Annotated in this window: 17 protein-coding genes; 9 read left to right on the forward strand and 8 right to left on the reverse strand. The window is 66.3% G+C overall.

Annotated elements, in window-relative coordinates:
- Positions 1 to 47: 47 nt before the first annotated feature.
- The 7 genes from PGN12_07195 to PGN12_07225 all read right to left on the reverse strand — a co-directional run bounded on the left by PGN12_07195 (position 48) and on the right by PGN12_07225 (position 5,449).
- A complete protein-coding gene (locus PGN12_07195) occupies positions 48 to 344 on the reverse strand; it encodes a GIY-YIG nuclease family protein (GenBank protein MEH3103677.1) in 297 nt (98 codons plus the stop codon).
- Between the two features lie 54 nt (positions 345 to 398).
- A complete protein-coding gene (gene mdh, locus PGN12_07200) occupies positions 399 to 1,364 on the reverse strand; it encodes a malate dehydrogenase (protein ID MEH3103678.1) in 966 nt (321 codons plus the stop codon).
- A 117-nt stretch (positions 1,365 to 1,481) separates the two neighbouring features.
- Positions 1,482 to 2,576 (reverse strand): cell division protein ZapE, encoded by a 1,095-nt coding sequence (gene zapE / locus PGN12_07205; protein ID MEH3103679.1) that lies wholly within the window; start codon positions 2,574 to 2,576, stop codon positions 1,482 to 1,484.
- A 291-nt stretch (positions 2,577 to 2,867) separates the two neighbouring features.
- Positions 2,868 to 3,650 carry a succinate dehydrogenase iron-sulfur subunit gene (locus tag PGN12_07210; GenBank protein MEH3103680.1) on the reverse strand — a complete coding sequence of 261 codons (783 nt, stop codon included), beginning with the start codon at positions 3,648 to 3,650 and terminating at the stop codon, positions 2,868 to 2,870.
- Positions 3,651 to 3,789: 139 nt separating this feature from the next.
- On the reverse strand, positions 3,790 to 4,260 hold the full coding sequence (locus PGN12_07215) for a VOC family protein (GenBank protein MEH3103681.1): 471 nt from the start codon (positions 4,258 to 4,260) through the stop codon (positions 3,790 to 3,792).
- Positions 4,260 to 5,036 (reverse strand): VOC family protein, encoded by a 777-nt coding sequence (locus PGN12_07220; GenBank protein ID MEH3103682.1) that lies wholly within the window; start codon positions 5,034 to 5,036, stop codon positions 4,260 to 4,262. Before PGN12_07220 ends, PGN12_07215 begins: the two co-directional genes overlap by 1 nt.
- Positions 5,033 to 5,449, reverse strand: a complete 417-nt coding sequence (locus tag PGN12_07225; protein ID MEH3103683.1) for a VOC family protein — start codon at positions 5,447 to 5,449, stop codon at positions 5,033 to 5,035. The genes PGN12_07220 and PGN12_07225 overlap by 4 nt, the downstream gene beginning before the upstream one ends.
- Before the next feature lie 201 nt (positions 5,450 to 5,650).
- On the opposite strand from PGN12_07225, the gene cobS reads away from it, so the two are divergent.
- From cobS to PGN12_07270, 9 genes are all read left to right on the forward strand, one after another.
- The gene (gene cobS / locus PGN12_07230; GenBank protein MEH3103684.1) at positions 5,651 to 6,655 is read left to right on the forward strand and encodes a cobaltochelatase subunit CobS; all 1,005 of its coding nucleotides are present in this window, start codon (positions 5,651 to 5,653) and stop codon (positions 6,653 to 6,655) included.
- Positions 6,652 to 6,945, forward strand: coding sequence for a nucleotidyltransferase domain-containing protein (locus PGN12_07235; GenBank protein MEH3103685.1), 294 nt, complete (start codon positions 6,652 to 6,654; stop codon positions 6,943 to 6,945). Before cobS ends, PGN12_07235 begins: the two co-directional genes overlap by 4 nt.
- 25 nt (positions 6,946 to 6,970) lie before the next feature.
- Positions 6,971 to 7,279 (forward strand): DUF86 domain-containing protein, encoded by a 309-nt coding sequence (locus PGN12_07240; protein ID MEH3103686.1) that lies wholly within the window; start codon positions 6,971 to 6,973, stop codon positions 7,277 to 7,279.
- A 123-nt stretch (positions 7,280 to 7,402) separates the two neighbouring features.
- Positions 7,403 to 7,687 carry a type II toxin-antitoxin system prevent-host-death family antitoxin gene (locus PGN12_07245; GenBank protein MEH3103687.1) on the forward strand — a complete coding sequence of 95 codons (285 nt, stop codon included), beginning with the start codon at positions 7,403 to 7,405 and terminating at the stop codon, positions 7,685 to 7,687.
- Positions 7,687 to 8,073, forward strand: a complete 387-nt coding sequence (locus PGN12_07250; protein ID MEH3103688.1) for a type II toxin-antitoxin system VapC family toxin — start codon at positions 7,687 to 7,689, stop codon at positions 8,071 to 8,073. The genes PGN12_07245 and PGN12_07250 overlap by 1 nt, the downstream gene beginning before the upstream one ends.
- Positions 8,073 to 9,896 carry a cobaltochelatase subunit CobT gene (cobT, locus tag PGN12_07255; GenBank protein ID MEH3103689.1) on the forward strand — a complete coding sequence of 608 codons (1,824 nt, stop codon included), beginning with the start codon at positions 8,073 to 8,075 and terminating at the stop codon, positions 9,894 to 9,896. The genes PGN12_07250 and cobT overlap by 1 nt, the downstream gene beginning before the upstream one ends.
- Positions 9,893 to 10,204, forward strand: a complete 312-nt coding sequence (locus PGN12_07260) for a ribbon-helix-helix domain-containing protein (protein MEH3103690.1) — start codon at positions 9,893 to 9,895, stop codon at positions 10,202 to 10,204. Before cobT ends, PGN12_07260 begins: the two co-directional genes overlap by 4 nt.
- Positions 10,205 to 10,264: 60 nt before the next feature.
- Positions 10,265 to 12,688 carry a TonB-dependent receptor gene (locus PGN12_07265; protein ID MEH3103691.1) on the forward strand — a complete coding sequence of 808 codons (2,424 nt, stop codon included), beginning with the start codon at positions 10,265 to 10,267 and terminating at the stop codon, positions 12,686 to 12,688.
- A gap of 128 nt (positions 12,689 to 12,816) precedes the next feature.
- Positions 12,817 to 13,500 carry a Fe2+-dependent dioxygenase gene (locus tag PGN12_07270; protein ID MEH3103692.1) on the forward strand — a complete coding sequence of 228 codons (684 nt, stop codon included), beginning with the start codon at positions 12,817 to 12,819 and terminating at the stop codon, positions 13,498 to 13,500.
- 300 nt (positions 13,501 to 13,800) lie between these two features.
- Here PGN12_07270 and PGN12_07275 read toward each other — a convergent pair whose 3' ends face one another.
- Positions 13,801 to 14,496, reverse strand: a complete 696-nt coding sequence (locus PGN12_07275; GenBank protein ID MEH3103693.1) for an FkbM family methyltransferase — start codon at positions 14,494 to 14,496, stop codon at positions 13,801 to 13,803.
- Between the last annotated feature and the right edge of the window lie 102 nt (positions 14,497 to 14,598).

Below are 14,598 nucleotides of genomic sequence, written 5' to 3' on the forward strand. Positions count from 1 at the left end.
GGAAGGATTGTGCCCCGGCGAAGGCCGGGGTCCAGTCGGGAAGGCGGTCATGGCAGGGCGATGCGATCGTACAGGTCTTCCCAATCGGGATTGAACCCTTCGATCTCGCGCACCTTCCAGGCTCGCTTCCACTCCTTCATCTGCAGCTCGCGCTGCCGTGCCGCGTCAATGCTGTCATACGCCTCGTACCAAACGAGAAGATGACAGCCGTACTGCCGTGTGAAGCCACCGATGACGCCGTTGCGATGTTCCCATACTCGCTTGGGAAGGTCGCTGGTCACGCCAAGGTAGATCGTGCCGTTGCGTCTGCTCGCCATGATATAGACGAACCCGGCCTTTTCCACTTCAGGGCTTCTCCCAACTGGGCCCCGGCCTCCGCCGGGGCACGAAGGAAAGTCTTACTTCTCCAACGAACCGTCGATCCCCTTGCAGGCGACCAGCAGTTCCTTGACCGCGTCGACCGAGACCTGGAGGTTACCCTTCGCCTCGTCCGACAGCTTGACCTCGACGACCTTCTCGACGCCGCCCGCGCCGATCACCACCGGCACGCCGACGTACAGGTCGTCGATGCCGTATTGACCGGTCAAGTGCGCCGCGGCGGGGAGGATGCGCTTCTGGTCATAGAGATACGCTTCGGCCATCGCGATGCCGCTGGTGGCGGGCGCATAATAGGCCGAGCCGGTCTTGAGCAGCGCGACGATCTCGCCGCCGCCACCACGCGTGCGCTTGATGATCTCGTCGACCTTCTCCTTGGTGGAGAAGCCCATCTCGATCAGGTCGGCGACCGGGATGCCGCTGACGGTCGAATATTCGAGCACCGGGACCATCGTGTCGCCATGGCCGCCGAGCACGAAGGTGTTCACGTCCTTGACCGACACGCCGAATTCCTCGGCGAGGAAGTGCGAGAAGCGCGCCGAATCGAGCACGCCCGCCATCCCGACGACCTTGTTGTGCGGCAGGCCCGAGAATTCGCGCAGCGCCCAGACCATCGCGTCGAGCGGGTTGGTGATGCAGATCACGAACGCGTCGGGGGCGTTGTCGCGGATGCCTTCGCCGACCGCCTTCATCACCTTCAGGTTGATGCCGAGCAGGTCGTCGCGGCTCATGCCGGGCTTGCGCGCGACACCGGCGGTGACGATGATGACGTCCGCGCCCGCGATGTCGGCGTAATCGTTCGAGCCCTTGATCGAGGCGTCAAAGCCTTCGACCGGGCCGCACTGCGACAGGTCGAGCGCCTTGCCCTGCGGCACGCCTTCGACGACGTCGAACAGGACGATGTCGCCCAGCCCCTTGAGTGCTGCGAGGTGCGCGAGCGTGCCGCCGATATTGCCGGCGCCGATCAGCGCGATCTTCTTGCGGGCCATCCCATCCCTTCCGTCGTTGACGTGTGAATGGTCATGCCGCCTACGCCCTTCGGGGGCAGGGGGCAACCCGTAAAGCGCGCTTCGAAAAAGTTTAATCGCAAATGGTTCGCAGGAGCATTAAGCTGTGCCATGCCCTTCGGCAAGATAGCTTTCGGAGCGCATTTCCTCCAGCCGGCTGACCGTCCGCTGGAACTCGAACGCGCCGTCACCGCGTGGGTAGAGCTGGTCGGGTTCGGCGTCGGCGGAGGCCAGCAACTTGACCTTGTGCTCGTAGAGCGCGTCGATGAGCTGGACGAAGCGTGCGGCCTCGTTGCGGTTGTCCGGCCCGAGCACCGGGATGCCGACGAGGATCACGGTGTGAAAACGGCGTGCGATCGCGAGATAGTCGGCGGCGCCGCGCGCTTCGCCGCACAATTTCTTGAACGCGAAAACCGCCACGCCTTTCAATGTCTTGGGTATGCGCAACGTGCGACCCTGCACGAGCAACTCCTCGGAGGGCACGTGCTGGCGATCCTCGGGCGGGTAGTCGGTGAGGCGGAAGAAGGCGGCGGAGAGGTCGGCGGTCGCCTGCTCGCCGTTGGGGACGCACCATGTCTTCTGCGCGCCGAGCCGGTCGCGACGGTAATCGACCGGACCGTTGAGGGCGATCACGTCCAGCCGCTCCTCGACCAAGGCGATAAATCCAAGGAAATGCTCGCGATTCAGGCCGTTCTTGTAGAGGTCGGCCGGTGCGCGGTTGCTGGTCGTCACCACCGTGACCCCGGCTTCGATCAGCGCGGTGAAGAGTCGCGACAGGATCATGGCGTCGGGCGAGTTCGTCACCATCATCTCGTCGAAGGCGAGCAGCCGTGCTTCGTCGGCGAGCGCCTCGGCGACGGGGAGGATCGGGTCGCCCTGTTCCTTGCGGCGCTCGGCGGCGATGCGGGCGTGGACCTCAAGCATGAACTCGGCGAAGTGGACGCGGCGCTTCTTGGCAATGTCGACGTGATGAAAAAAGAGGTCCATTAACATGGACTTGCCGCGACCAACGCCGCCCCACATGTAGATACCGCGCGCAGGGATCGAGCGGCGCCGGAACAGGCCGGCGGTGCGCGGCTTCTCCAGCTCGGCGGCCAGCGCATCGAGGCGGGCGGCGCCGGCGGCTTGCTCGGCGTCGGGACGCAGTTCGTCGGCGGCGATCAGCGTTTCATAGGCGGCGAGCACCTTGCCCATGTCGTTCCTTCCAGCGTCGATGTTGCTGTGCACAATAAAGGGCTGCTTTGGGCGAGCCGGCGCGGCGGATCAAGTCGGGGTGCGGTGACGCGTGGTGACGCCTTCGTCGCGGCGGGTGCCGGAACGTGCCCGAAAATACCCCCCTTCGGCCGCGAACGGTGGCGCGATCCGCGCGATCGGGGCGGCGATCGACAAGCCCGGTCGCAAACGGGAACACAAAAAAACCAGCGCCCCGGACGGGGCGCTGGTTCGTGTTGCGTCGCTCGCGATGACGGCGGCGAGCGCCCGGCGTCAGACCAGCCGCTCGACTTCCATCTTCTTGATCTCCGCGATCGCCTTGGCGGGCGACAGCCCCTTGGGGCAGGTGTTCGCGCAATTCATGATCGTGTGGCAGCGATAGAGACGGAACGGATCCTCCAGCGCATCGAGCCGCTCGCCGGTCATCTCGTCGCGGCTGTCGGCGAGCCAGCGATACGCCTGGAGCAGGATCGCCGGGCCGAGGAACTTGTCGCTGTTCCACCAATAGCTGGGGCACGACGTCGAGCAGCACGCGCACAGGATGCATTCGTACAGCCCGTCGAGCTTGGCGCGCTCCTCCGGCGACTGGAGCCGTTCCTTGCCGGCGGGCGGCGGGGTGACGGTCTGCAGCCACGGCGTGATCGACGCATATTGCGCGTAGAAGCGCGTGAAATCGGGGACCAGATCCTTGATGACGTCCATCGCGGGCAGCGGCGTGATCTTGATCTCGCCCTTCACGTCCTCGATCGCGGTGGTGCAGGCGAGGCCGTTGCGCCCGTCGATGTTCATCGAGCACGACCCGCAAATGCCCTCACGGCACGAGCGGCGGAAGGTCAGCGACGGATCCTGCTCCGACTTGATCTTGATGAGAGCGTCCAGCACCATCGGACCGCATTCGTCGAGATTGACCTCGAACGTGTCGTAGCGCGGGTTCTCGCCCGAGTCGGGATCGTAGCGATACACTTTGAAGTTGCGCATCGTGCCGCCCGGTTGCGGCGAGGGATGCTTCTGCCCGCCCTTGATCTTGCTGTTCTTCGGGAGCGTGAACTCGGCCATGCGCGCGTCTCGTCTTCGTCAGGGATCGTCGGCGCACAGGGGGCGCACCGGCGCCGTTACTCGGGCGGCGGGTACACGATCGCGAGGCTGGCCGCAAACATGCCCGTCGCCCGCCTAGTTAGCCATTATGCCCCGCGGCTCAAGAGGCGATCGCACGGTCCAGCGCCGCGACGTCGATCCGCACCATCTCCATCATCGCCGCCATCGCCTTGGCCGCGTGCTGCGGGTCGTTCATCAACTCGGTCAGGCGACGCGGCACGATCTGCCACGCCACGCCCCAGCGATCCCTGAGCCAGCCGCATTGCATCTCCGTGCCGCCATCGGCGAGGAAGGCATCCCAGTAACGGTCGACCTCCGCCTGATCGGCGCAGTCGACCGACAGCGACATCGCCTCGCTATGCTGTGGACCCGGGCCGCCGTCGAGCAGCGCGAAGTGGCGGCCGGCGAGCGTGAACTCGACCGTCAGCACCTTGCCGGCCGAACCGCCGGGATAATCGAGCGGTGCGCGCATGACCCGGTCGATCGCGCTGTTCGGGATCAGCGCGGTATAGAAGCGCGCCTGTTCCTCGGCGGTGCCGTTGCACCAGATCCACGTCGTGACCTTGTCCATCACGCCCTCCGCGGCCCGACGAAGCCGATCCGCGCGCCGTCCGGATCGGCGGCGACGACCGAGAAGGCGTCACCGGGGATCGGATCCGGGCCTTGCAACACAATGCCACCCATCGCAGTGACCCGCGCGATCGCGGCATCGATATCCTCGACCTCGGCATAGAAGAGCCAGCCGGGTGCGCCGTTCGGCACCATCGGCATCGTCGCGCCGACGCACGCCGGCCCGGCGTCGAGGAAGCGATAGTCGCCGAGCGGCCCCATCGACATGCCCCGTTCCTGGCTCCAGCCGAACAGTCGGGCGTAGAATGCCAGCGCGCGGTCCTGATCGGCGGTGGTCAGCTCGTTCCACACCATCTGCCCGGGCGCCGTCTCCGGCGGGACCGCGAACGCGCGCGACGGTTCGTCCATCGCGCCGCGCATCACGTAGAAGGGATGTCCTTCCGCATCGGCGAGCAGCGCCATGCGTCCGACTCCGTCCATATCGACCGGCGGCATCAGCAACGTGCCGCCAGCCTCCTGCGCGGTCGCGATCGCGGCATCGACGTCGTCGACACCGACGTAGAACAGCCAGCCCGGTGTCGCGTCGGGCTGCGGACGCGGCATCAGCCCCGCGACGCCTTCGCCGCCCGCCGTGCTGACGATCCGATAGTCCATGCCCGCCACGTCGCCCGATGGCGCGACCTGCCAGCCGAACACATGTTCGTAGAACGCCTGTGCGCGGTCGGCGTCGACGGCGTGATATTCGTACCAGATCGGGGTGCCGTGCGGATTCCTCATGCTGCGTCTCCGGTCGGGGCGGAGTCGCCCATGTCCATGTGGACGGTTTCCCATGTGTGACCATCGGGATCCTCGAACGCGCCGCCGTACATGAACTGCTGGTCGACGATCGGGCGGGTTTCCTTTCCACCTGCGTCGCGCGCGGCGGCATGGATCGCATCGACCGCCGCGCGATCGTCGAACGACAGGCACAACAAGGCCGCGCTGACCTGATGCGTGTCGGCGATCGGCTTGTCGGTGAAGGTCGCGTAGAAGCCGTGATCGAGCAGCATGACGCTGATCGCGTCCGACCAGCGCATCGCGGCGGCGACGTCGTTCGAGAAGTCCGGGTTCTTTTCGAAACCGATCGCCTCGTAAAAGGCGGTGGCACGCGCCACGTCGCCGACCGGCAGGTTGATGAAGATCATCCGCATCGCGCTCGTCCTCTCCGAATCGTTGTCGCGCCATCATGCGCGAACGCCTGCGCGCGGCAAGTGGCGGGAAACCGGTGTCAAACGCGCGCGTTCACCCCGCATTCCCCAGCCCCGACCCGGCCGGGCGAGGCGTGCGGCGGGTTGACGCGGGCGCGCCGGCTTCGCAGTGGTCGGAAAACTCCAGCGAAACGGCGTTAACGCATGACCGATATCCCGAACACGCAGCCCGACAGCCGCGACACCACGATCCTCGACGCGCCCGACAAGATGGTGCGCGTGCGCGACCTGTTCGGGATCGATTCGGACATGGAGGTGCCGGCCTTCTCCGAGGCGGACGAGCGCGTCCCCGATCTCGACCCCGCCTATGTCTTCGATCCCGACACCACGCTGGCGATCGTCGCCGGCTTCGCGCACAACCGCCGCGTGATGGTGCAGGGCTATCACGGCACCGGCAAGTCGAGCCATATCGAGCAGGTGGCGGCGCGGCTGAAATGGCCGTGCATCCGCATCAACCTCGACGCGCATATCAGCCGCATCGATCTGGTCGGGCGCGACGCGATCGTGCTGCGCGACGGACAGCAGGTGACGGAGTTCCGCGAGGGGTTGTTGCCGTGGGCGCTCCAGACCCCGACCGCTTTGGTGTTCGACGAGTATGACGCGGGGCGACCCGACGTGATGTTCGTGATCCAGCGCGTGCTGGAAACCGAGGGCAAGCTGACGCTGCTCGACCAGAATCGCGTGATCCGCCCCAATCCGTATTTCCGGCTGTTCGCGACCGCGAATACGGTCGGGCTGGGCGACACCAGCGGGCTGTATCACGGCACGCAGCAGATCAACCAGGGGCAGATGGACCGTTGGAACGTGGTCGTCACGCTCAACTATCTGCCGGCGGTGACCGAGGCGCGGATCGTGCTGGCCAAGTCGGGCGAGTATGACAAGCCCGAGGGCAAGAAGCTGGTCGAGAACATGGTCCGCGTCGCCGACCTGACGCGCAAGGGCTTCGTCAACGGCGATATCTCGACGGTGATGAGCCCGCGTACCGTCATTACCTGGGCGCAGAATGCGTTGATCTTCGGTGACGTCGGGTTCGCGTTCCGGCTGTCGTTCCTCAACAAGTGCGACGAGGCGGAGCGCGCGCTGGTGGCGGAATATTATCAGCGCGTGTTCGGGAAGGATTTACCCGAGAGCGTGGTGGCTCGCGGATGACCCGCGCCGAGGCATTGCAACGGCTCCGTGCGCATCGCGACGATCTGCGAGCGATGGGGATCGAGCATGTCGCGATCTTTGGGTCGACGGCGCGCGGTAGCGCCGGTGCGCAGTCGGACCTGGACCTGGCAGTGCGACTTCGGGACGACATGCGATTGGGGTGGGATTTCTTCACGCTCGACGAACGCGTCGCCGCGCTGCTGGGCGTGCCGGTCGATATCGTTACCGAGCCCGTTTCGCGGCCCCGACTGCAAGCCGAGATCGACCGTGACCGCATCGACGCTTTCTGACCGCACGCGATCACGATTGCGCGACATGATCGACGATGCCGATCGCATCCTGCATTTCGTGGACGGACTGACCCTTGCGATGTTCGTCGCCGACGAACGCACGGTCTTCGCGGTCGAGCGGTTGCTTCAACGGATCACCGAAGCGGCCGTGCAGATCGCTCCTGCGGAAGCGGCGCAGCTCGGCCCCGATATTCCCGTCGCGAAGATGAGGGGCTTCGGCAATCGCCTGCGTCACGAATATCGCGAGATCGCCCGCGACGTAATCTTCGACCTGGCCCGCGTCGAGGTGCCCCTGATCCGTGCGGCCGCCGAACGGGCACTGGAGCGCCGATGAGCACCGATACCTCCTCGTTTGCTTGCCAGCGTGTGTTCGGCAAGGATCTACCCGGTCGCGTGGTGGCAAAGGGTTGATGTCAGGGGTGGGCTAAGGTAGTTAGTCCACCGGAGGAGACGAGCGATGGCCGAGGCCGATCCGCAGAAGACCTTCAACGTTCACGAGGCGAAGACGCAATTGTCGCGGCTGATCGAGCGCGCCCATGCGGGCGAGGAGATCGTGCTGGCCAAGGCGGGCGTTCCTTATGCCAAGCTGGTGCCTATCGATCCGCCGGTGCCAGCGCGGCGGGTGCCGGGACGGTTCCGAGGGTTGATGGACATGTCGCCGGAAGAGGCGGTCGCCTCCTGCTTCACCGACGCGGAACTGGACGAGATCGAGAACCGCAGCCTCTTCCCACCGGAGGATTGATGCGGCTGTTGCTGGATACCCATGCGCTGCTTTGGTGGTGGTTCGACGACGCGATGCTGCCGGAACGGGCAGGGGCGGCCATCGGCGATCGCGCCAATGAAGTCTACGTCAGTGCTGCGTCGGGCTGGGAGATCGCGACCAAGATGCGCAAGGGGCATTTGCTCGGGCTCGCCGACCACATGGCGAATTTCGAACGCTATCTGGCCGATGACGGGTTTCGCGCGTTGTCGATCACGATGGCGCATGGCGTGCGCAGCGGTGCGCTGCCGGGCGCTCATAAAGACCCTTTCGACCGCATGTTGGCCGCTCAGGCCCTGATGGAGAACCTGACGCTGATGACGTGCGATAAGGTTATGGCGAATTTCGGCTGTGAGACGTTCTGGTAATGACCACCGACACCCCCCTCGATCTGTTCAAGGCCGTGCTCGGCGGAACGGCGCGTGCGCTGTCCGACGAAGCGGAGGTGGAACTCGCCTATACCGCCGATGCGCCGGTGCAGTCCGGCAAGCATCTGCGCGTGCCGATGCCGGCGCGGACCTTGCCGGCCGAGCAGGTGGCGGAGGCGCGCGGGTTCGCCGATGGCTTCGCACTGCGGTTGCGGCACCACGACGACGCGCTCCACGCACGCGGCGCGCCGGCGGAGGCGAATGCGCGCTCGGTCTATGATGCGATCGAGACGGCGCGCGTCGAGGCGCTGGGCAGCCGCGGCTATGACGGGATCGCCGACAATCTCGCCCGCGCGCTCGACGTGCGGTTGCGGAGCGACCCGATCACGCGCGCGCGGACCAAGAGCGAGGTGCCGCTCGCCTCGGCGCTGGGGCTGATGGTGCGCGAGGCGCTGACCGGGCGGCTGCCGCCGGTCGAAGCCGAGCCGGGGCTGGCGTTGGTGCGCGAGTGGATCGACGGGAAGGTCGACCTGTCCGCGCTCGCGCTGGCGCTCGACGACCAGCGCGCCTTTCAAGGGCTGACGCGCAAGTTGCTCGAACAGCTCGAACTCGTCGAGGGCGAGCAGGAGCCGCAGGACAGCGACGAGGGCGGCGAGGACGAGGAAGGCGAGGACGGGCAGGACACCGACGAGGCCGACGAGGGCGAGGCGGAAGGGTCGGAGGGCGAGTCCGAGGTCGAGGCGCGCGGCCAGCAGCGTGACGATCAGTCGCAGGAAGGCGAGAGCGAACAGCTCGAAGGCGACGATATCGACGACGCCGAGGGCGAGCCGGGCGACGATGGCGAGGAGGGGATGCAGCCGGTGCGCCCCAACCGCCCGCCCGCCGACCTGTCCGCGCAGTTCGACTATAAGGTCTGGACCGAGCGGTTCGACGAGGTCGTCGCGGCGACCGAATTGTGCGACGCCGAGGAACTGGCGCGGCTGCGCGGCTATCTCGACCAACAGCTCGTCCATCTGCAATCGGCGGTGTCGAAGCTCGCCAATCGCCTCCAGCGGCGGTTGATGGCGCAGCAATCGCGGTCGTGGGACTTCGATCAGGAAGAGGGATTGCTCGACGCGGCGCGGCTGGCGCGGGTGGTGGTCAATCCGACGCAGTCGCTGAGCTACAAGATCGAGCGCGATACCGACTTCCGCGACACGGTGGTGACGCTGCTGATCGACAATTCGGGATCGATGCGCGGTCGGCCGATCTCGATCGCGGCGATCAGCGCCGATATCCTTGCGCGGACGCTGGAGCGGTGCGGGGTGAAGACCGAGATCCTCGGCTTCACGACGCGCGCGTGGAAGGGCGGGCAGAGCCGCGAGACGTGGCTGGCCGCCGGACGCCCGCCGCAGCCGGGGCGGCTCAACGACGTCCGCCACATCGTCTACAAGCGCGCCGACGAGCCGTGGCGGCGCGCGCGTCCCGCGCTGGGACTGATGATGCGCGAGGGGCTGCTCAAGGAGAATATCGACGGCGAGGCGCTGTTGTGGGCGCATGCGCGGATGATGGCGCGGCCGGAAGAGCGGCGCATCCTGATGGTGATTTCGGACGGCGCGCCGGTCGACGATTCGACGCTGAGCGTCAATTCGGGGTCATATCTGGAGCGGCATCTGCGGCAGGTGATCGCGTGGATCGAGAAGCGTTCGCCGGTCGAGCTGGTCGCGATCGGGATCGGGCATGACGTGACGCGCTATTACAGCCGCGCGGTGACGATCATGGATGCCGAGCAGCTGGGCGGCACGATCATCGAGCAGCTCGCGGCGTTGTTCGATGCGGAGTGACGTCGGTTGCCGGACCGGCGCGTGACACGATCGTGATCGCGCCACCGCCGGGCGGCTTCGTCGGACCGGTCAAGCGCTCGGTGACGATTGCCGGCCACGCGACCTCGGTCAGTCTCGAGCCGGTGTTCTGGACCGCGCTGGAACAGGCGGCATCGGCGCACGCCCTCCCGCTGTCGGCGCTGGTCGCGCGCATCGATGCATTGCGCATCGCGCAGGACGATCCGCCCAACCTCGCCAGCGCGTTGCGATCCTGGCTGGTCAGCCGATTGGCCACGTTCAGCGACAATGATGCGATCCAATCTCATTAGCATTGACACTGAAAGTCACTCGCAATAGTCGGGCCTCCATAACAATGGGGGTTCTTCAAAATGTCTTCGTCCTCGGCTTCGTTTCTGGCGCTGTCGTGCATCGGCTTCATCGCTTCGGCGCCGGCCACTGCCGATCCTGCGCGGCAGCCCGCATCGGAACAGGACGGCCGCACGCGCATCGACCGTGACGACGTGGTCGTGACCGGCGCGCGCGAGCGCGCACCCGACCAGCTCGAAAGCCCGAAGGCGACCGCCGCGCTGCTCGACACGCCGCAGACGGTGACGGTCATTTCCGATCAGGTGCTGCGCAAGCAGAATTTGCTGACGCTGCGCGACGCGCTCCAGACGCTGCCGGGCATCACCTTCGGCGCGGGCGAAGGCGGCGGCGGCTATGGCGACAGCATCAACCTGCGCGGCTATTCGGCGAACAACGACATCACGATCGACGGGATCCGCGACAGCGCGCAATACAGCCGCACCGATCCGTTCAACCTGCAGCAGATCGAAGTCTATAACGGCGCCAATTCGGTCTTCAACGGATCGGGATCGGTGGGCGGGACGATCAACCTCGTCAGCAAGGAGCCGCGCCCGGAGGACCTGACGATCGCGCAGGCGGCGATCGGCACCGACGATTACTATCGCGCTGCGATCGACGCCAACGAGCGGGTGAACGAGCTGGTCGGGGTTCGCCTGAACGCGGCCTATCACCACAACGACGTGCCGGGGCGTGACGTCGAGAAATACGAGCGCTGGGGCGTCGCGCCGGCGGTGACGATCGGGATGGACGGGCCGACCAGCCTGACGCTCGCCTATGTCCACCAGCAGGACCGCAACACGCCGCTGTACGGCATTCCGTACTTCAACAACGATCTGGTCGGCGGCCTAATTCCGGGGGCGGATCGCAGCGACTATTACGGCTATCGCAATCTCGACCGGCAGGACGTGGACGTCGACCGGCTGACCGCGACATTGCGCCATCAGGTCGACGATCATCTGTCGGTGCGCAATCTGACCCGCTGGCAGCGCGTCGGGCAGTATAGCGTGACCAGCGCGCCGCAGGGGACGTTCTGCCTGTCGAGCGGCACGCAGCCGGTGCAGGTGACGGGCGGCAGGACCGGCGCGGCGTGCACCACCACGGTCAACGGCGCGACCATCACCATTCCCGCAGGCCAATGGCTGCCGTCCGGGCCACGCGGGCTGGTGCGCGATCAGGTCAACCAGCTCTTCGCCAACCAGACCGATATCCGGCTGGAACATGGCGACAAGGGTGGCATCCGCAACGTCGCGAACGTCGGCGTGTCGTGGATGGTCGAGGATTACCGGATCGTCACCGGCTCGCTGCTGCGCAACGCCGATGGCTCGGCGACCGCGCCATTGCCGCTGCTGGCGATCAGCAACCCCGACACCCATTATCGCGGTCCGATCAACTATGTCTCCACCGCGCATTCCAAATCCTCGACGCGCAACGTGGCGGTCTATGCGTTCGACACGCTGGAGCTTGGGCGGCACGTCGAAGTGAACGCCGGGGTCCGCTGGGAGCAGCAACATGCCGAGTTCGATCAATTGCCGGTCGGCGCAGCACCGGGGGTGACGCAGCCGGTCGCGGCACAAGCGCGCCAGCTGAACCGCGAACGGCTGTTCTCGTATCGCGCGGGGCTGGTCTATCACCCGGTTCAGGACGTCAGCCTCTACGCCAGCTACGGCAACGCCAAGACGCCGTCATCGGCGACGGTGCGGCTCGGTTGCGTCAGCGTCTCGAACGCGGTGGTCACCAACACCTGCGGCGTCGCGCCGGAGACCGCGCGCAATTACGAGGTCGGCGTCAAGGCCGGGCTGTTCGGCCGTCGACTGGAGCTGACCGCGGCGGCGTTCCGCAACGAGCGGACGAACTATCGCATCCCCTCGAACGATCCGGCGCTGCCGACGGTGCAGGTGCTCGACGGGCGCAGCCGGGTCGACGGGATCGCGCTGGGCGCGTCTGGCAACATCACCCGCGACTGGACGATCTTCGCCAATTACACCTATCTCGACAGTAAGGTCCTTCAGTCGGTATCGGATTATTGCCTCAGACATGCCGGTGCGTCGGGTTGCGGCAATTCGGTTGCCGTGCCCGATCCGCAAAAAGGCTTCGAACTGGTGCAGACGCCGCCGCATTCGGGGAGCCTGTTCACCACCTACAGGCTGCCGTTCGGGCTCGAGGTCGGCTATGGCCTGACCTATCAGGGGGCGTTCACCACCTATGTGCCGACGCTCGCCAATGCTGCGCTGCTGCGGACCGACGATTATCTGATCCACCGGGCCTATCTGGCGTACAGCTTCCGCGACGGGCTGACGATGCAGCTCAACGTGCAGAACGTCACCGACGAGAAGTATCTGACCAACGTGCGCAACAACGTCAATGCGACGACCGGCGTGGTCACCGGCGGCTGGGCGATGCCGGGCGAGCGGCGGCAGGCGACGCTGAGTGTGTTCTACAGCTTCTAGATTGATGGCTATTTGGGTAGCTCTCCCGACCGTTCGTGCTGAGCCTGTCGAAGCGCGTGCCCGAAACACGCCCTTCGACAAGCTCAGGGCGAACGGACGTGCATTGAAGTGACGGAAGGAGGGCCACCATGCTGATCGCGATCCCCGATGTGCTCGACGCCGTGACGCTGGCGCAGGTGCGCGCGACGATCGATGGGGCGGACTGGGTCGACGGCAACGAAACGTCCGGGCCGCAGGCGGCGCTCGCCAAGCGCAACCGGCAGTTGCCCGAGGACGGCGCGGCGGCGCGCGCGGCGGGGGGCGTGATCCTCGACGCGCTTGGCCGGACGCCGCTGTTCGTCGCGGCGGCATTGCCGGCCAAGGTCTTCCCGCCGTTGTTCAACCGATATGAGGGCGGGCAGGATTTCGGCGTCCATGTCGACAATGCGATCCGGATGAAGCGTGGCAGCGACTTCCGCATCCGCAGCGACCTGTCCGCGACGCTCTTCCTTGCCGATCCGGACAGTTACGACGGCGGCGAGCTGGTGATCGAGGAGCAGTTCGGCACGCAGGCGGTCAAGCTGCCGGCCGGCCATATGGTGCTCTACCCGGCGTCCAGCCTGCACCGCGTCGCGCCGGTGACGCGCGGGGTGCGGCTGGCGAGCTTCTTCTGGATCCAGTCGATGGTGCGCGACGATGGCGCGCGGCGCATCCTGTTCGAGCTGGATCGCGGCGTGCAGTCGGTGGCCGCAGCGCAGGGGCAGGGCGCGGCGGCGACGGTGCAACTGACGGGGGTGTACCACAACCTGCTGCGCCGCTGGGCGGAGGTGTAGCGCGGAGTGACGTTCTTATTGGTGTCCTGCTGCCCTCGCCCCTGGACAGGGGAGAGGGATAGCGGAGCTTGCCAGCTTGCTGGCTAGCGCAGCTTGGGTGAGGGGTTGAGCGAGCCGAAGGCTCGTGCGCTCGCTTTCGCGAGCGCCACCCCTCACCCAGCTTCGACTAAGACTTTGCTGCGCAAAGCCTAAGTCTGCGCAACCCTCTCCCCTCTGCGAGGGGCGAGGGCAGGGAAGGCAAGCATGAATCTCTCCTGTCCAGGGCAGAGGAAGACAAAGAGCCGGCACGCCCCAGATCGGCTATTTGCGGCGGAACAGGCAGTCGAATTCGACCGCCGAGGCGGGATCGTCCACCATCGTGTTGACGGTGCGGAACTGCGCAGGGACGAAGCCAAGCGCGTCGATATGCGCCAGCGCCTCGCTGAACGACCAGAGCCCCTCATAGAGCGCGACGACCGGCAGCTCGAGCAACAGCGCGGTCGCCCGCGCGAGCGTCGCCGATGCACCGTCCAGCACCGCGCGCTCGTGCCCCTGCGTGTCGATCTTGAGAAAGATCGACCTCGCCGGATCATCGGCAAGCATGTCGTCGAGGGTTGCAATCGGCACCGTCTCGGTCCCGATCACGCGCGGGTCCACCGCCAGCCGCTGCGCAACGCCGTGGTCGAGCGCGTGGAGCGAGTTGAGCGTGTGATTGTCGTACAGGTTGATCTGCACCTCGCCGGGCGCTGCGCCGAGGGCGGCGCGCGACACCTGCCAGTTCGGATCGCGCGCGGCACGCTGTTCCAGCGCGGCGAAGACGTTCGACACCGGCTCGAACGAATGGATGCGCCCGGCATAACCGCACTCACGCACCTGCCCGGCGAACTGGCCGAGGTTGCCGCCGACGTCGACGACCAGATCGATCGGGCGGGTGGCGATGAAATTCTTGAAGGTCGCGGCGCGCACCGCCTCAACACCGAAATGATTCAGGACCTTCTTGGCCACCACGTTCAGCATCACCACCCCCCGGTCGTCCGAGGATGATGTCAGACCCGGTGCGGCGATGCCAGCCGAATTTCCCTGACGAGCGCCGGACGCCCTTTCGGCCGTCCGGCGATG

The organism is Sphingomonas phyllosphaerae, from assembly GCA_036946405.1.
Classification (GTDB): domain Bacteria; phylum Pseudomonadota; class Alphaproteobacteria; order Sphingomonadales; family Sphingomonadaceae; genus Sphingomonas; species Sphingomonas phyllosphaerae_D.